Genomic DNA, 13,065 nt, shown 5'->3' on the forward strand with positions numbered 1-13,065 from the left:
CTCAGTCCTTGGCCGGGCCGAAGGCGGGCTTGCCGCGGGTGATGTCGAGAAAGCGGGTCACCGTGCGGCTTTCGAACAGCCCATTCGCGGTGAAGGGATCGCCATCGGAGAAGGCGATGGCGGCCGCGCGGTCGGGCACGTCGACGATGAAGACGCTGCCGGTGCGCGCTTCGCCCGCATCGTCGACCGTCGGGCCGGCCAGCTTGATGTCGACCGGGCTGGCCTTCAGATAGGCGCGGTGCGCGTCGTAATGCGCGTCGCGAATGGCCTGGCCATCCGGCTTCTGGGTGCAGTGGATCAGGAACAGCATCAGGTGGCATCCTCCCTTGGAATGCGGAATTCGTAGACGAGTTTGGCCGGCTTGCCTGCCGCCTTGGGCGAATCCCAGTCGGTCACCAGGCTGGCCTTCACGCCGAACACCGCATCATCATGCAGGTAAGGGTCGCCGTCCTTGAAGATGTGGGTGATGAGATCCCGGTAGCCGGGCTTCTTGATCCAGAAATGCACATGCGTCGGCCGCATCGGCCCGCGCCCCATGGCGGAAAGCACGCGGCCCACCGGCCCGTCATGCGGCACCGGATAGGCGGAGGGCATGACGGTCGGGAAGGCCAGCAGCCCATCCGGCCCGGTGACGAAGCGGCCGCGCATATTGTGTTCGTCGCCAAGCTGGCTGTCATAGAAGCCATCCGGCGAGGTGTGCCAGACATCCACCTGCGCGCCTTCCAGCGGCTGGCCGGCCTCGTCCAGGATATGCACCTCGACCTCCAGCGGCTCCCCTTCCACGCCGGGCGACATGTTCTCGCCGTTCTTCAGGGGCGGCGGATTCTCGCGGTGGAAGGGGCCGAGCACGGTGGTCTCGCTGACGCTGGCATGGGTGCGATGGGCAATGGCATCCACCAGCATCGAGACGCCGAGGATGTCGGACAGAAGAATCACCTCCTGCCGCTTGTCGTCGCACCAGCGGCCGAGTTCGGTGATGAAGCCGACGCCCTGCTCCCATTCCTCCGGCGTCAGCTCCACCTCGCGCACGAAGTCATGCACATGGGTGACCAGCGCGGTCATCACCTCGCGGACTCGCGGGCTGGCCTCGGGCGAGATCCGCGCCAGCACCGCGTCGGTCAGGTTCTCGCTGGTATAGGTGATGTGGCCTTCGGGCATGTTGCGTCTCCCTCTCAGCGGCCCATGGTCAGCACGACGCGACCGCGCGTGCCGCGGGCGACGGCGGCATAGGCCTCGGCGCCCCGCGCCAGGTCGTAGGTTTCGGCGATGGCGGGCGCCGGATAGGCGCCGGATTCGAAGCCCGGCCGCAGCGCCTCCATCATCGGGGCGCAGGCGGCGGCGGTCCGCTTCAGGCTGTCGACGCCGAGCAGGCGGCATTCGCGGCGGTAGAAGGGGATCAGCTCGAACTTCACCTGCTCACCCGGCGTGCCGGCGATGACGATCATGCGGCCGCCGAAGGCCAGCGCGGCCAGCGCCACCTCGGTCAGTGCCGGCTTGCCGACGCAGTCATAGACCACATCGACGCCGCGCCCGCCGGTCAGCGCCGCGATCTGCGCCGCCACGTCGTCGCGGGTGACATCGACGAAGCTCGTCGTGGCATGCCGTGCGGGACTGTCGGATGGCGCCTCGCCACGCACGGCCGCGATCACCGTGCAGCCGCGCGCCGCGCCGATGCCGCAGGCCGCGCCGCCGACACCGCCGGTCGCACCCAGCACCAGCAGGGTCTCGCCAGCCTTGAGCTGCGCGTAGTCCAGCCCGATCCAGGCGGTGACGTAGTTCACCCCGACCGCGCCGGCCTGTTCAAAGCTGAGATTGGCCGGCTTGCGCGCCAGGGCGGCGACCGGCAGGCGCAGATATTCGGCATGGCTGCCATCCCGGGTGAAACCGATATCGCCGCCGGTGCCCCAGACCTCAGCACCCAGCCACTCGGCCGGCCCATCCACCACCACACCCGCGAAATCGCGGCCCGGGGTGCGCGGCGGCACGGTCTGGCGCATGCGGCCGGCGACGTTCTTGACATCGGAGGGGTTCACGGAGGCCGCATGGACCCGCAGCAGCGCCTCCCCGGCCTCCGGCGCCGCCAACGCCACGTCCTGGCAGGCCAGCACCTCCGGCCCGCCGAAGGCCGCGAAGCGCAGGGCGGCGGCGCGCGGCGGCAGGCTGGTTAGGGGCGCCTTTCCCGCGAGGGGGGGTGCGTCGGTCATGCTGGTCGGTTTCCTCTGTTGCCCGGTTGGGTAGGCGCTCGGTCCGGCAGGGTCAAGCAAAATCTGCAATCGATTGCATTGGGCATGCCCTCCACATTTGCGCTACAGACGCGCCGATGCTGCCCCCACCCATCCCAAGCCCCCCGCCAGGCCGCGCCACCATCGCCGATGTGGCGCGGGAGGCCGGGGTCCATGCCTCCACCGTCTCCCGCGCCCTGAACCCCGCCACCCGCGGCATGGTGACGGAGGCGGTGGCGCTGCGCGTGACGGAGGTGGCGGACCGGCTGGGCTGGCGCCCCTCCGCGGTGGCCGCCGGGCTGCGCACGCGGAAATCCCGCACCATCGGCATCCTGGTGCCGGACCTCATCAACCCGATCTTCCCGCCGATCCTGCATGCGGTGGAAACCGTGATGGCGGCGCGCGGCTACGCCACGCTGGTCGCGAACACCGACAACGACCCGGCGCGAGAGGCGCTGCTGATCGAGCGGATGGCGACGCATCTGGTGGATGGGCTGATGCTGGCCTCGGCGGCGGCCGGCACCGGGGCGCTGGCGCTCTGCGCCCGCTTCGGCATCCCGGCGGTGCTGATCAACCGGCGCATGCCGCAAGGCGCCGATTGCGCCGCCACCTCCGCCGTCACCAATGACGACCGGCATGGCATCGGCCTGGCGGTGGACCACCTGGTGGCGCTCGGCCATCGCCGCATCGCCCATCTGGCGGGGCCGGAGGGGGTTTCCACTGCCACCGACCGGCGCACCGGCTTCCTCGACCGGCTGCGGCACCACGGGCTGGAGCCCGCAGGCCTCGTCCCCGCGGCGGCCTATACGCGGGAGGCGGGACAGGTGGCGATGGCCGCGCTGCTGGCCGGCCCGCCCTTCACGGCCGTGGCGGTGGCGAACGACATGCTCTGCCTCGGCGTCTATGACGCGGTTGAGGCGGCGGGGCGGCGCGTGGCGGCGGATGTCTCCGTCACCGGCTTCAACGACATGCCCTTCGTCGACCGCATCCATCCCGGCCTGACCACGGTGCGTATCCAGCACGACGCCATGGGCCGGCAGGCGGCCGAGATCCTGCTGGCGGAGATGGCCGACCCGGCCCTGCCCCGCCGCGACATAAGACTGGTGCCGGAGCTGGTGATCCGCGCCTCCACCCGCCCGCCGCAGGAGCCTGCATGACCCTGACCGTCGCCCAGATCTCCGACGCCCATCTCGGCCCGGGGACGAAGGTCTTCCATGCCAATATGGCCGCCATCGCGCCGCTGCTGCGCGACATGCCGCCGGCGGCGCTGGTGGCCAGCGGCGATCTGTCGCTGGATGGCGCGGGCGATGGGGCCGACCTGCCCTTCGCCGCCGCCAGCCTGCGGGACCTGGCCGGTGCGGCGCCGCTGCTGGCGATTCCCGGCAATCATGACGTCGGCAGCGACCCGCGCAGCATGCCGACCCAGCCGGTGAACCCCGCGCGGCTGGCCCGCTGGCAGGCCAGTCTCGGCCCCGACCGCTTCCTGCTGGACCTGGACGGCGCGCAGGGCGAGGCCTGGCGGCTGATCGGGCTGAACACGGAGATCATGGGCACCGGCATGGCGGAGGAGGCGACGCAAGCCGCCTGGCTGGCGGAGGTGGCGCTGTCCGGCCTCGGCGCCCGGCGCATCGCCGCCTTCCTGCACAAGCCGGCCTTCGTCACCGCGCCGGACGACCCCTTCGACTACTGGTCAGTGCCGCCGGAGGGGCGCGGCGCGCTGGCGCCATTGCTGGACCATCCGGCGCTGCGGCTGGTCGCCTCCGGCCATCTGCACCTGCATCACCGGATGCGGCGCGGGCAGGTCGATTTCGTCTGGGCGCCGCCGGCCTCCTTCGTCTGCGAGCCGGAGATCCAGCCGGGGCTGCCGGGGCAGCGTGTGGGCGGTTTCCTGCGCCATGTGCTGCATGCGGACCATGTGGCGACGGAGTTGGTGACCCCACCCGGCCTGCGGGCGCCGTTCCTGGAGGAGGTGCGGGCGGAGACCTATCCGCGACGCGGCTAACGGCAGATGGCGGGCGAGATGCGCCCGTTTCGGTTGTGTTTCACGGCGGTTTCGCGCAACCGCCGGTTGGTTTTAGTGGCGCCTTCAGATGGATAGACTGTGTTCTAGGTTATTTCACAGGGTCGCAATGTCGCAGGCAAACAGGCCGCGTTCCGAGTTCCTGGGTCTGCACGACCCTTACGGCGACGCTCCGGCCAGCAATGCAGCCCCCCGTCCGCCCGCCGGTCCGCTGGTGGACAAGGAAAAGGCCGGGGAATTGGTGCGCGCGGGCGGTGCGCTCACCGCCCTGTTCATCCTGATCGCCGTCGTCATCACCGCGGTCGGCTGACCGCTCAGCCCGGCTTGTCGCCGGGCAGCTGGATGCCGGTCAGCGCCTGCCAGACGCGGATGACAAAGCCATCATCCACCCTGCCCTGTCCCATGGCGCTGGCGGCCGTGAACAATTGCTGCGCCTGGCTGGCCAGCGGCACCGGGTGGTTCAGCCCCCGCGCCATCTCCGCCACCAGGCCGAGGTCCTTCACGAAGATATCGACGGCCGAGCGCGGGGCTTCGTCGCCGGTCAGCACGCGCGCCATGCGGTTCTCGAACATCCAGCTATTGCCGGCGGCGCTGGTCACCACGTCGTAGAGTTTCTGGGGGTCCGCACCTGCGCGGATGCCGAGCGCCATCGCCTCCGCCGCCACGGCGATATGCACGCCGGCCAGAAGCTGGTGCACCACTTTGACAGTTGCGCCGATGCCTGGGGCCTCGCCCAGTTCCCACACCTTTGTGGCCACCGCCTCCAGCACCGGCCTGGCCTTGGCGAAGGCGCCAGCGCTGCCCGAGGCCATGACGGTCATCTCCCCGGTCGCGGCCTTCGCCGCACCGCCGGAGACCGGCGCATCGAGGTAGAGAAAGCCCGCCGCCTCCGCTTGCATGGCCAGCCGCCGCGCATCGTCGGGGCCCATGGTGGCGGAGGCGACGATGACGGCACCCGGCGCGAGCCGCGGCGCGCAGCCCGCGGGGCCGAACAGGGCGGCTTCGGTCTGCGCGGCATTCACCACCAGCAGCAGCACCGCCTCCGTCCCCGGCGCGATAGCCTCCGCACGGGCCGCCACCTGGCCGCCGGCCTCGGCGAAGCTGTTCCGGGCGGCTTCGGAAAAATCGCAGCCCGTCACGGAAAGCCCCGCCCGCAGGCAGGACAGCGCCGCCCCCATTCCCATGGCCCCAAGGCCAATCACCGCAACCTGCATCATCCTGCCTCCCTGATCGCGCAAGGCTGGCGGGAGGCGGCGTTCAGCGCAAGACGAGCATCCCGATCTGCACGAGGGCGGAGACCACCAGCAGGATGAGGACGATTTTCGACAGCGTGGATATCGGCGGCATCAGCCGGAGATGATCCCGCGCAGCAGCGCCTTCAAGGCGGGTGCGGCCTCCGCATGGCGGGCGAGCAGCGCGGCCTCATGCGCGCGCGCCTCGGCGACCAGCGCCTCCGCGCATTCGGCACCCGCCTCCGTCAGTGCGATGCGCGTCTGGCGGCCCTGACGGGTGCGGACCACAAGCCCCTCCGCCGCCATGCGATCCAGCAGCTTGGACATGGTGGGCTGCTGCATCAGGCAGATTTTCCCCAGGGTCCCGACCGTCGCGCCGTCCTCCGCGCCGTGCAGCGTCGCCAGCACGCGCCAGACCGGCACCGCCACGCCGCGCGCCTTCAGCCGCGCATGAAAATCGGCCGAGGCCGCATGCGAGGCCTGGGCGAGCAGGGCCAGAAGATAGTCCTCGACGAAGCGGGGGGATTCGGTCACGCCGCGAATATATGACTTTTCATAAATGGGCGCCATCGCTAGCCTTGCCTCACGCAGGGAGGGCAGCGGATTGCGCGACGACCGGATTGAGCCACAGTGGATCGACGCCTTCGAATCCGTCCTGCGGCTTTGCGCGGCGCAGCCAGGGGAGACGGTCTGCCTCCTCTCCGAAAGCCAGTCGCGGCGGCTGAACATCGACCTGGCGGAGCTGGCGGCGCATCGCCTGGGCTGCCGGCCCTTCCGGCTGGAAGTGCCGACCCCGCGGCAGACGGCGCCGGTGCCGGTGCGCTCCACCGGGGCGTCGCGCGCCTTGGCGGGGCATCCGTCGGTGCTGGCGGCGCTGGGGGCTTCCTCCCTCATCCTGGACCTGACGCGGGAGGGGCTGCTGCACGCACCGGAGCTGCGCGGGATTCTCGCCAGTGGCGCGCGGGTGCTGATGGTCAGCGACGAACACCCGGACGTGCTGGAACGCCTGGTGCCGCGCGCGGAGGATGCCGCCCCGGTGAAGGCCGCGGTGAAGCGGCTTCGTGGCGCGCGGGAGATGCGCGTGACCAGCGCGGTGGGCACCGACCTGACCGTCGCCATGGCGGGTGCCACCACCGCCGGCGTCTGGGGTTTTACGGATCGCCCCGGAACCATCGCGCATTGGCCGGGCGGCGTGGTCGTGTCCTTCCCCGCGGCGGGCAGCGTGGCCGGCACGCTGGTGCTGGCGCCGGGCGATGCGAACCTCACCTTCAAGCGCTACATCGAACAGCCCGTGCGCCTGACCTTGCGCGATGACCATGTGGTGGCGGTGGAGGGCGAGGGTGTCGATGCGCGGCTGATGCGCGACTACCTGGCCGCCTGGGGCGATCCGGGCGCCTATGCGGTCAGCCATGTCGGCTGGGGCATGAACCGGCGGGCGCGGCGCGAGGGCCTGCTGTTCCACGACAAGCGCGACCTGAACGGCACGGAGCTGCGCGCGGCCGCCGGCAACTTCCTGTTCTCCACCGGCGCCAATGAATTCGCCGGCCGCTTCACCGAGGGGCATTTCGACATCCCCGTCTTCGGCTGCACGATCGCCCTGGATGGCGAGGTCGTCGTCCGCGAAGGAGCTTTGGTCGCATGAGCATCATCCTGCTGCATGGAATCGGTGGGCCTTCGTGGGACGACATGGTGCCGGGCGCGATCGACTGGCCGATGCCCGGCTTTGGCGGCACCGCACCGCTGCCGGACATGACCTTTCCAGCGCTGGCGGAAGCGCTGCGGGATGCGCTGGATGCGCGCGGGCTGGATCGCGTGACGCTGGTCGGGCATTCGATGGGCGGCATGCTGGCGCAGGAATTCGTGGCGCGCTTTCCGGGGCGTGTGGCGAAGCTGGTGCTCTATGGCACGACGCCCGCCTTCGGCGGCCGCGACCCGTCCTTCGCCGAACAGTTCCTGGCCGCGCGTCTCGGCCCGCTGGAAGGGCGCTCGATGCAGGATGCGGCGCCCGAGCTGATGGCGGGCATGCTGCCGGATACCGCGCCACCCGAGGCGATGCCGCGCGCGCTCGCCGCCATGCGCGCGATCCCCGAGGATGTGTACCGCGACACGCTGCGCTGCCTCACCACCTTCGACCGCCGAGCCGATCTGCCGAAGATCGCCGTGCCGACGCTGCTGATCGCGGGCGAGCGCGACCAGGCCGCGCCGCTGAAGACGATGCAGCGCATGGCGGAGGCGATTCCCGGCGCGCGCATCACGGTCATCGCGGGTGCCGGCCACCTCATCCATCTCGAAGCGCCGGACGCCTTTCGCGCCGCGCTGCTGCCTTTCCTGGAGCCGTGAGCGCATGACCGACGCGCCGATCTTCGATCCCAAGGCTTTTCGGCTGACGCCCTTCGAAGCGGATCTCACCGCCCACGCCCGTGATTTCGGCGCGCGCGTGCTGGCGCCGCGCGCGGCGCGCTGGGACCGCGAGGCAACCTTCCCCGTCGACAACTACCGCGACATGCACAGCGAGGGTCTGCTGGGCATCTGCATCCCGGCGGAGGAAGGCGGCCTCGGCGCCGATTTTCGGGCCTATTGCATGACGGCCGCGGAACTCGGGCGCTATTGCGGCGCGACGGCGCTGACCTGGAACATGCATGTCTGTTCCACGCTATGGACCGGCGCGCTGACCGAAGACCTGGAGATGGAGGAAGCCACCCGCGCCGAGCATCGTCGCCGCCGCCGGCTGCACTACGACACCATCCTGCGCGACGGAAAAATCTTCTCGCAACCCTTCTCGGAAGGCGGCGCGGCGGCGGCCGGTGCGGCGGCCTTCGGCACCACGGCGGAGCGTGTGCCGGGTGGTTTTCGGATCAACGGCAAGAAGATCTTTGCGAGCCTCGCCGGCCACGCCGATACCTACGGCATTCTGTGCACCGAGATGCTGCCGGGCGAGAAGGCATCCCGGAAGAACACGTTGTATCTCGGCGTGCCGGCGGATGCGCCGGGCGTCTCCGTCACGGGGGAGTGGGACCCGCTCGGCATGCGCGGCACCGTCTCCCGCACCCTCATCTTCGACAATGTCTTCGTGCCCGAAGATGCGGCGTTGATGCCGCCAGGGCTGTATTTCCAGGCGGCGATGCGCTGGCCGCACATGTTCCTGACACTGAGCCCCACCTACATGGGCCTGGCGCAAGCCGCCTACGATTTCTGCGTGCGCTACCTGCGTGGCGAACAGCCGGGCACGCCGCCCGTAAAGCGCCGCATGTACCCCACCAAGCAGATCGCGGTCGCGCAGATGCGCGTGATGCTGGAACAGACCAAGGCGCTGTGGTTCCAGGCGATCACCGAGGCCGGGCCCGATCCATCGAAGGAACAGATGCTGCGCGCGCTCGCCGCCCAGCACACGGTGATGGAGAACGCCCAGGCCATCGCCAGCCTCGCCATCCGCACCTGCGGCGGCCAGGCCATGCTGAAATCCCTGCCGCTGGAACGCATCTTTCGGGACAGCCGCTGCGGCGCGCTGATGCTGCCCTGGACGGCGGAGCTGTGCATCGACCGCATCGGCCGCGACGCGCTGTATGAGAAGGGCGAGACGGACCAGTGAAGCACTGGCTCGCCGCGCAGCCGCCCGACCGCATCGCGCTGCGCTTCGGCACTGAGGCGCTGAGCTATGGCGCGTTGCACGCGCAGGCGATGGCGATGGCGGCGGCCCTCGCCGCGCGGGGCGTTCGGCACGGCGACCGCGTCGGCTTCCTCGGCCAGAACCACCCGGCGCAGATCGTGGCGCTGTTCGCCTGCGCCCGGCTCGGCGCGCTGCTGCTGCCGCTGAACTGGCGCCTGGCGCCACCGGAGTGGCGCTTCATTCTCGAGGACGCCGGCGTGCGGCTTCTGCTGGCGACGCCCGACATGGTTTTGGCCATGCCTGACCGCGCCGTGGACGTCACCACGCTGACCGCCAGCGGCGATGCGCCGGATGACGGCGAGGAAAGCGATCCCGTGCTGCTGGTCTATACCAGTGGCACCACCGGCCGGCCGAAGGGCGCGGTGCTGGACCAGCGCGCGCTGCACCACAATGCGCTGAACGCCGCCCACGCCTTCGAACTGACGCAGGCCGACCGCGTGCTGACCGTGCTGCCGCTGTTCCATGTCGGCGGCCTCAACATCCAGACCACGCCGGCGCTGATGGCCGGCGCCGAGGTGCTGCTGCATCCGCGCTTCGACGCCGAGGCCTTCTTCGACCATCTGGAACGCCACCGCCCGACGCTGACGCTGCTGGTGCCCGCCGTGATGCAGGCGCTCGTCAGCCATCCGCGCTGGGCCTCGGCCGATCTTTCGAGCCTGCGCGCCATCGGCGCCGGCTCCTCCGACGTGCCCCTGTCCCTGATCGAGGCTTTTCACGCACGGGGAATCCCCGTGCAGCAGGTCTATGGCGCGACCGAAACCTGTCCCATCGCCATCATCCAGGATCGCGCGGAGGCGCTCGCCGCACCCGGCTCGCTCGGCCGCCCGGCGCGCCACGCGGAAGCGCGCATCGCCGACGGTGCCACGGAAGGCGAAATCCAGATCCGCGGCCCCGCCACGCTGCGCCGCTACTGGCCGGATGTGCCGGCGCTGGATGCGGAAGGCTGGTTCGCCACCGGCGATGTCGGGCGCGTCGACCCGCAGGGCCGCTTCTGGTTCACCGATCGCCTGAAGCACGTCATCATCTCCGGCGGCGAGAACATCTACCCGGCGGAAGTCGAGCGCCTGCTGCGCAGCGCCCCCGGCATCGTCGAGGGCGCTATCATCGGCCGCCCCGATCCGCGCTGGGGCGAGGTGCCGGTCGCCGTGGTGGTGCCCGCGCAAAACTTCGACGCGGCGCGCCTGCTGGCGCATTTCGAGGGCCAGATCGCCCGCTTCAAGATTCCCCGCGCCGTGGTCACCGTGCGGGCCCTGCCGCGCACGGCGCTGGGCAAGATTGAAACGGCCAGGCTGCGCCAGCTACTGGCCTGAACCCGCAACTCGGGCATGATCGGGTCAACCGGCCCGAGGAAACGCCCCGCATGATGCGCCTGAACGCCTTCGACATGGCGACGCCTGGCCATATCCAGCAGGGGATGTGGCGCCACCCGCGCGACAGCGCTGCGAACTACACGAGCCTTGAGCATTGGACCGGCCTCGCCCGGCTGCTGGAGCGCGGGCTGTTCGACGGGCTGTTCCTCGCCGATGTGCTCGGCATCTACGATGTCCACGGCGGCAGCCCGGATGCGGCGCTGCGCGGCGGCGTGCAGGTGCCGCTGCTGGACCCGGTGCTGCTGGTGCCGGCCATGGCGGCGGTGACAAAGCACCTCGGCTTCGGCGTGACCTGCAACCTGGCCTATGAACCGCCCTACCTGTTCGCGCGGCGCATGAGCACGCTGGACCATCTGACGCAGGGCCGCATCGGCTGGAACATCGTCACCGGCTACCTCGACAGCGCCGCCCGTGCGCTGGGCCAGGCCGAGCAGATGCGGCACGACGACCGCTACGACCTGGCCGATGAATACATGCAGGCCGTCTATGCGCTGTGGGAGGGAAGCTGGGCCGAGGATGCGGTGAAGCGCGACCGCGCCGGCGGCGTCTATACCGATGCGGCGCGGGTACGCCGCATCCGCCACGGTGGCCCGCAATACCGCATCGACGCCATCCACCTGGCCGAACCCTCCCCTCAAAGAACGCCCGTGCTGTACCAGGCCGGCGCCAGCGAGCGCGGCCGCCGCTTCGCCGGCACCCATGCCGAATGCGTTTTTGTGAATGGCACCAACGCCTCCGTCGTGGCGCGTCTTGTCGCGCAGCTGCGTGCGGCGGCGGCCCCGCGCCCCATCCTTGTCTTCGCCGGCGCCACTGTGGTGGTCGGCCGCACCGAAGCCAAAGCGCGCGACAAGCTCAACGACTACGCAAGCTGGGCCAGTGCGGAGGGCGCGCTGGCCCATGCCTCCGCCTCGCTCGGCATCGATCTGCAAAAATTCGGGATGGATGAGCCGGTGCGGGCCGGCGAGAGCCAGGCGATCCGCTCGAACGTCGAGGCCATGGCCAAGGTCACAGGCCCGGACTGGACCCCGCGCATGCTGCTCGCGCAATCGGTCCTCGGCAGCCGCCAGCCGCCCATCGTCGGCGACCCCGTGCAGGTGGCGGATGCGCTGGCGGGCTGGATGCGGGACGCCGATGTGGATGGCTTCAACCTGTCCCGCACGGTGCTGCCCGAGAGCCTCGTGGACTTCATCGAGCTCGTCGTGCCGGTGCTGCAGGAACGCGGCCTCTACAAGACCAGCTACGCCCCCGGCACCTACCGCGAGAAGCTGTTCGGCGCGGACCGGCTGCTGCCGGCAGACCATCCCGCCGCGGGCCATCGCTGGGCATGAACAAGCGCCGCAACATCGCGCTGATCACGTTCGCAGAAATGCTGGCGCTGGCGCTGTGGTTCTCCTCCACCGCCGCCGGCCCGGGCATGCTGGCGGAGGCGCCGGGCCGCGGCGAAGGGTTCCAGGCGCTGCTGACCAGCGCGGTGCAGGCGGGTTTTGTCATTGGCACGCTGCTCTCCGCCGCGCTCGCCTTGCCGGACCGCACCGATCCGCGCCGCGTCTTCGCCGCCAGCGCACTACTCGGCGCGGCGGCGAATGCGCTGATCCTGGTCCTGCCGCCGGGGTCGGAGGCAGTGATCGCCGCGCGTTTCGCGACCGGCATGGCGCTGGCGGGCGTCTATCCCGTAGGCATGAAGCTCGCCGCCGGCTGGGCGGATCGCGGCGACATGGGCCTGGTGGTCGGGCTGCTGGTCGGCGGGCTGACGCTCGGCTCCGCCGCGCCGCATCTGCTGTCCGCACTCGGCGGGGCGGCGTGGCGGCCGGTGCTGGCGGCGGCCTCGCTCTCCGCCGTGGCGGGCGCGGCGCTGATGGCCTGGGTCCGGCTCGGCCCGCGCCACGCCCCGGCCCCGCCCTTCCGGCCCGCCGCGGCGCTCGCGCTGTTCCGCAACCGCGGCACCCGCCTCGCGACCTTGGGCTATCTCGGCCATATGTGGGAGCTTTATGCGATGTGGGCCTGGATCGGCCTGTATTTCGCCGCCAGCTTCGCCGCCTGGCGCGGCGATGCGCCTCGGCCGGCGGAGGCCGCGCTGGCCACCTTCGCCGTGATCGCCGCCGGGGCGCTGGGCTCGGTCGCCGCCGGGCTGGCGGCGGATCGGGTCGGGCGAGTGCGGGTGACGGTCACCGCCATGGCCATCTCCGGCGCCTGCTGCCTGCTGGCGGGGCCGCTCTTTGGGCTGCACCCAGCCCTGGTGATCCTGCTCGGCCTGGTCTGGGGCGTCGCCGTGGTGGCCGACTCGGCACAGTTCTCGGCCAGCGTGGCGGAGCTGGCGGAGCCGGGCCTCACCGGCACCATGCTGACGGTGCAGACCAGCCTGGGTTTTGCCCTCACGCTGGTGACCATCCACCTGATGCCCCCCATGGTGGCGGCCCTCGGCTGGGGCGCTGCCTTCGCGGTGTTGGCGGCGGGGCCGGTGCTGGGCTGCGTGGCGATGCTGCGGCTGGGCCGCAGCGCGGAAGCCGCGCGGCTGGCGGGCGGGCGGGGGTAGCGGCGCGCGCTCGACCCCGGC

Annotated in this window: 14 protein-coding genes; 9 read left to right on the forward strand and 5 right to left on the reverse strand. The window is 70.9% G+C overall.

What is annotated here, in order from left to right; all coding sequences use genetic code 11:
• Position 1: 1 nt before the first annotated feature.
• From JJQ90_RS04365 to JJQ90_RS04375, 3 genes are read right to left on the reverse strand one after another with little or no spacing between them, the layout of a single operon-like run.
• Positions 2–310, reverse strand: coding sequence for a YciI family protein (locus JJQ90_RS04365; protein ID WP_216873208.1), 309 nt, complete (start codon positions 308–310; stop codon positions 2–4).
• Positions 310–1,158, reverse strand: coding sequence for a dioxygenase family protein (locus tag JJQ90_RS04370; protein ID WP_216873209.1), 849 nt, complete (start codon positions 1,156–1,158; stop codon positions 310–312). Before JJQ90_RS04370 ends, JJQ90_RS04365 begins: the two co-directional genes overlap by 1 nt.
• A 14-nt stretch (positions 1,159–1,172) precedes the next feature.
• Positions 1,173–2,204 (reverse strand): quinone oxidoreductase family protein, encoded by a 1,032-nt coding sequence (locus tag JJQ90_RS04375; protein ID WP_216873210.1) that lies wholly within the window; start codon positions 2,202–2,204, stop codon positions 1,173–1,175.
• Positions 2,205–2,320: 116 nt separating this feature from the next.
• Between JJQ90_RS04375 and JJQ90_RS04380 the strand changes: the two genes are divergently transcribed.
• The 3 genes from JJQ90_RS04380 to JJQ90_RS04390 all read left to right on the forward strand — a co-directional run bounded on the left by JJQ90_RS04380 (position 2,321) and on the right by JJQ90_RS04390 (position 4,552).
• A complete protein-coding gene (locus tag JJQ90_RS04380; RefSeq protein ID WP_216873211.1) occupies positions 2,321–3,379 on the forward strand; it encodes a LacI family DNA-binding transcriptional regulator in 1,059 nt (352 codons plus the stop codon).
• On the forward strand, positions 3,376–4,224 hold the full coding sequence (locus JJQ90_RS04385) for a metallophosphoesterase family protein (RefSeq protein ID WP_216873212.1): 849 nt from the start codon (positions 3,376–3,378) through the stop codon (positions 4,222–4,224). The genes JJQ90_RS04380 and JJQ90_RS04385 overlap by 4 nt, the downstream gene beginning before the upstream one ends.
• A 127-nt stretch (positions 4,225–4,351) precedes the next feature.
• Entirely contained in the window at positions 4,352–4,552 is a 201-nt protein-coding gene (locus JJQ90_RS04390; protein WP_216873213.1) for a hypothetical protein, read from the forward strand.
• 4 nt (positions 4,553–4,556) lie between these two features.
• On the opposite strand, the gene ltnD is transcribed toward JJQ90_RS04390, so the two are convergent.
• Entirely contained in the window at positions 4,557–5,459 is a 903-nt protein-coding gene (gene ltnD, locus JJQ90_RS04395; RefSeq protein WP_329959367.1) for an L-threonate dehydrogenase, read from the reverse strand.
• Positions 5,460–5,588: 129 nt separating this feature from the next.
• Positions 5,589–6,008: a MarR family winged helix-turn-helix transcriptional regulator gene (locus JJQ90_RS04400; RefSeq protein ID WP_216873215.1), complete on the reverse strand. Its 420-nt coding sequence runs from the start codon at positions 6,006–6,008 to the stop codon at positions 5,589–5,591.
• Between the two features lie 70 nt (positions 6,009–6,078).
• Here JJQ90_RS04400 and JJQ90_RS04405 point away from each other — a divergent pair, with 70 nt between their 5' ends.
• From JJQ90_RS04405 to JJQ90_RS04430, 6 genes are read left to right on the forward strand one after another with little or no spacing between them, the layout of a single operon-like run.
• Positions 6,079–7,116 (forward strand): M29 family metallopeptidase, encoded by a 1,038-nt coding sequence (locus tag JJQ90_RS04405; protein WP_216873216.1) that lies wholly within the window; start codon positions 6,079–6,081, stop codon positions 7,114–7,116.
• Entirely contained in the window at positions 7,113–7,814 is a 702-nt protein-coding gene (locus tag JJQ90_RS04410; RefSeq protein ID WP_216873218.1) for an alpha/beta fold hydrolase, read from the forward strand. The genes JJQ90_RS04405 and JJQ90_RS04410 overlap by 4 nt, the downstream gene beginning before the upstream one ends.
• 4 nt (positions 7,815–7,818) lie before the next feature.
• The gene (locus JJQ90_RS04415) at positions 7,819–9,063 is read left to right on the forward strand and encodes an acyl-CoA dehydrogenase family protein (protein WP_216873219.1); all 1,245 of its coding nucleotides are present in this window, start codon (positions 7,819–7,821) and stop codon (positions 9,061–9,063) included.
• Entirely contained in the window at positions 9,060–10,451 is a 1,392-nt protein-coding gene (locus JJQ90_RS04420; protein ID WP_216873220.1) for an AMP-binding protein, read from the forward strand. Before JJQ90_RS04415 ends, JJQ90_RS04420 begins: the two co-directional genes overlap by 4 nt.
• Before the next feature lie 50 nt (positions 10,452–10,501).
• Entirely contained in the window at positions 10,502–11,839 is a 1,338-nt protein-coding gene (locus tag JJQ90_RS04425; RefSeq protein ID WP_216873221.1) for an LLM class flavin-dependent oxidoreductase, read from the forward strand.
• Positions 11,836–13,044, forward strand: coding sequence for an MFS transporter (locus JJQ90_RS04430; protein WP_216873222.1), 1,209 nt, complete (start codon positions 11,836–11,838; stop codon positions 13,042–13,044). Before JJQ90_RS04425 ends, JJQ90_RS04430 begins: the two co-directional genes overlap by 4 nt.
• Positions 13,045–13,065 lie beyond the last annotated feature (21 nt).

The sequence above is a fragment of the Falsiroseomonas oleicola genome, assembly GCF_019029495.1.
GTDB lineage: Bacteria > Pseudomonadota > Alphaproteobacteria > Acetobacterales > Acetobacteraceae > Falsiroseomonas > Falsiroseomonas oleicola.

Excerpts from the sequence above, each read along its gene's own strand:
- JJQ90_RS04365 (WP_216873208.1), bottom strand. The coding sequence starts at position 310 with ATGCTGTTCCTGATCCACTGCACCCAGAAGCCGGATGGCCAGGCCATT.
- JJQ90_RS04370 (WP_216873209.1), bottom strand. The coding sequence starts at position 1,158 with ATGCCCGAAGGCCACATCACCTATACCAGCGAGAACCTGACCGACGCG.
- JJQ90_RS04375 (WP_216873210.1), bottom strand. The coding sequence starts at position 2,204 with ATGACCGACGCACCCCCCCTCGCGGGAAAGGCGCCCCTAACCAGCCTG.
- JJQ90_RS04380 (WP_216873211.1), top strand. The coding sequence starts at position 2,321 with ATGCTGCCCCCACCCATCCCAAGCCCCCCGCCAGGCCGCGCCACCATC.
- JJQ90_RS04385 (WP_216873212.1), top strand. The coding sequence starts at position 3,376 with ATGACCCTGACCGTCGCCCAGATCTCCGACGCCCATCTCGGCCCGGGG.
- JJQ90_RS04390 (WP_216873213.1), top strand. The coding sequence starts at position 4,352 with ATGTCGCAGGCAAACAGGCCGCGTTCCGAGTTCCTGGGTCTGCACGAC.
- ltnD (WP_329959367.1), bottom strand. The coding sequence starts at position 5,459 with ATGATGCAGGTTGCGGTGATTGGCCTTGGGGCCATGGGAATGGGGGCG.
- JJQ90_RS04410 (WP_216873218.1), top strand. The coding sequence starts at position 7,113 with ATGAGCATCATCCTGCTGCATGGAATCGGTGGGCCTTCGTGGGACGAC.
- JJQ90_RS04415 (WP_216873219.1), top strand. The coding sequence starts at position 7,819 with ATGACCGACGCGCCGATCTTCGATCCCAAGGCTTTTCGGCTGACGCCC.
- JJQ90_RS04425 (WP_216873221.1), top strand. The coding sequence starts at position 10,502 with ATGATGCGCCTGAACGCCTTCGACATGGCGACGCCTGGCCATATCCAG.
- JJQ90_RS04430 (WP_216873222.1), top strand. The coding sequence starts at position 11,836 with ATGAACAAGCGCCGCAACATCGCGCTGATCACGTTCGCAGAAATGCTG.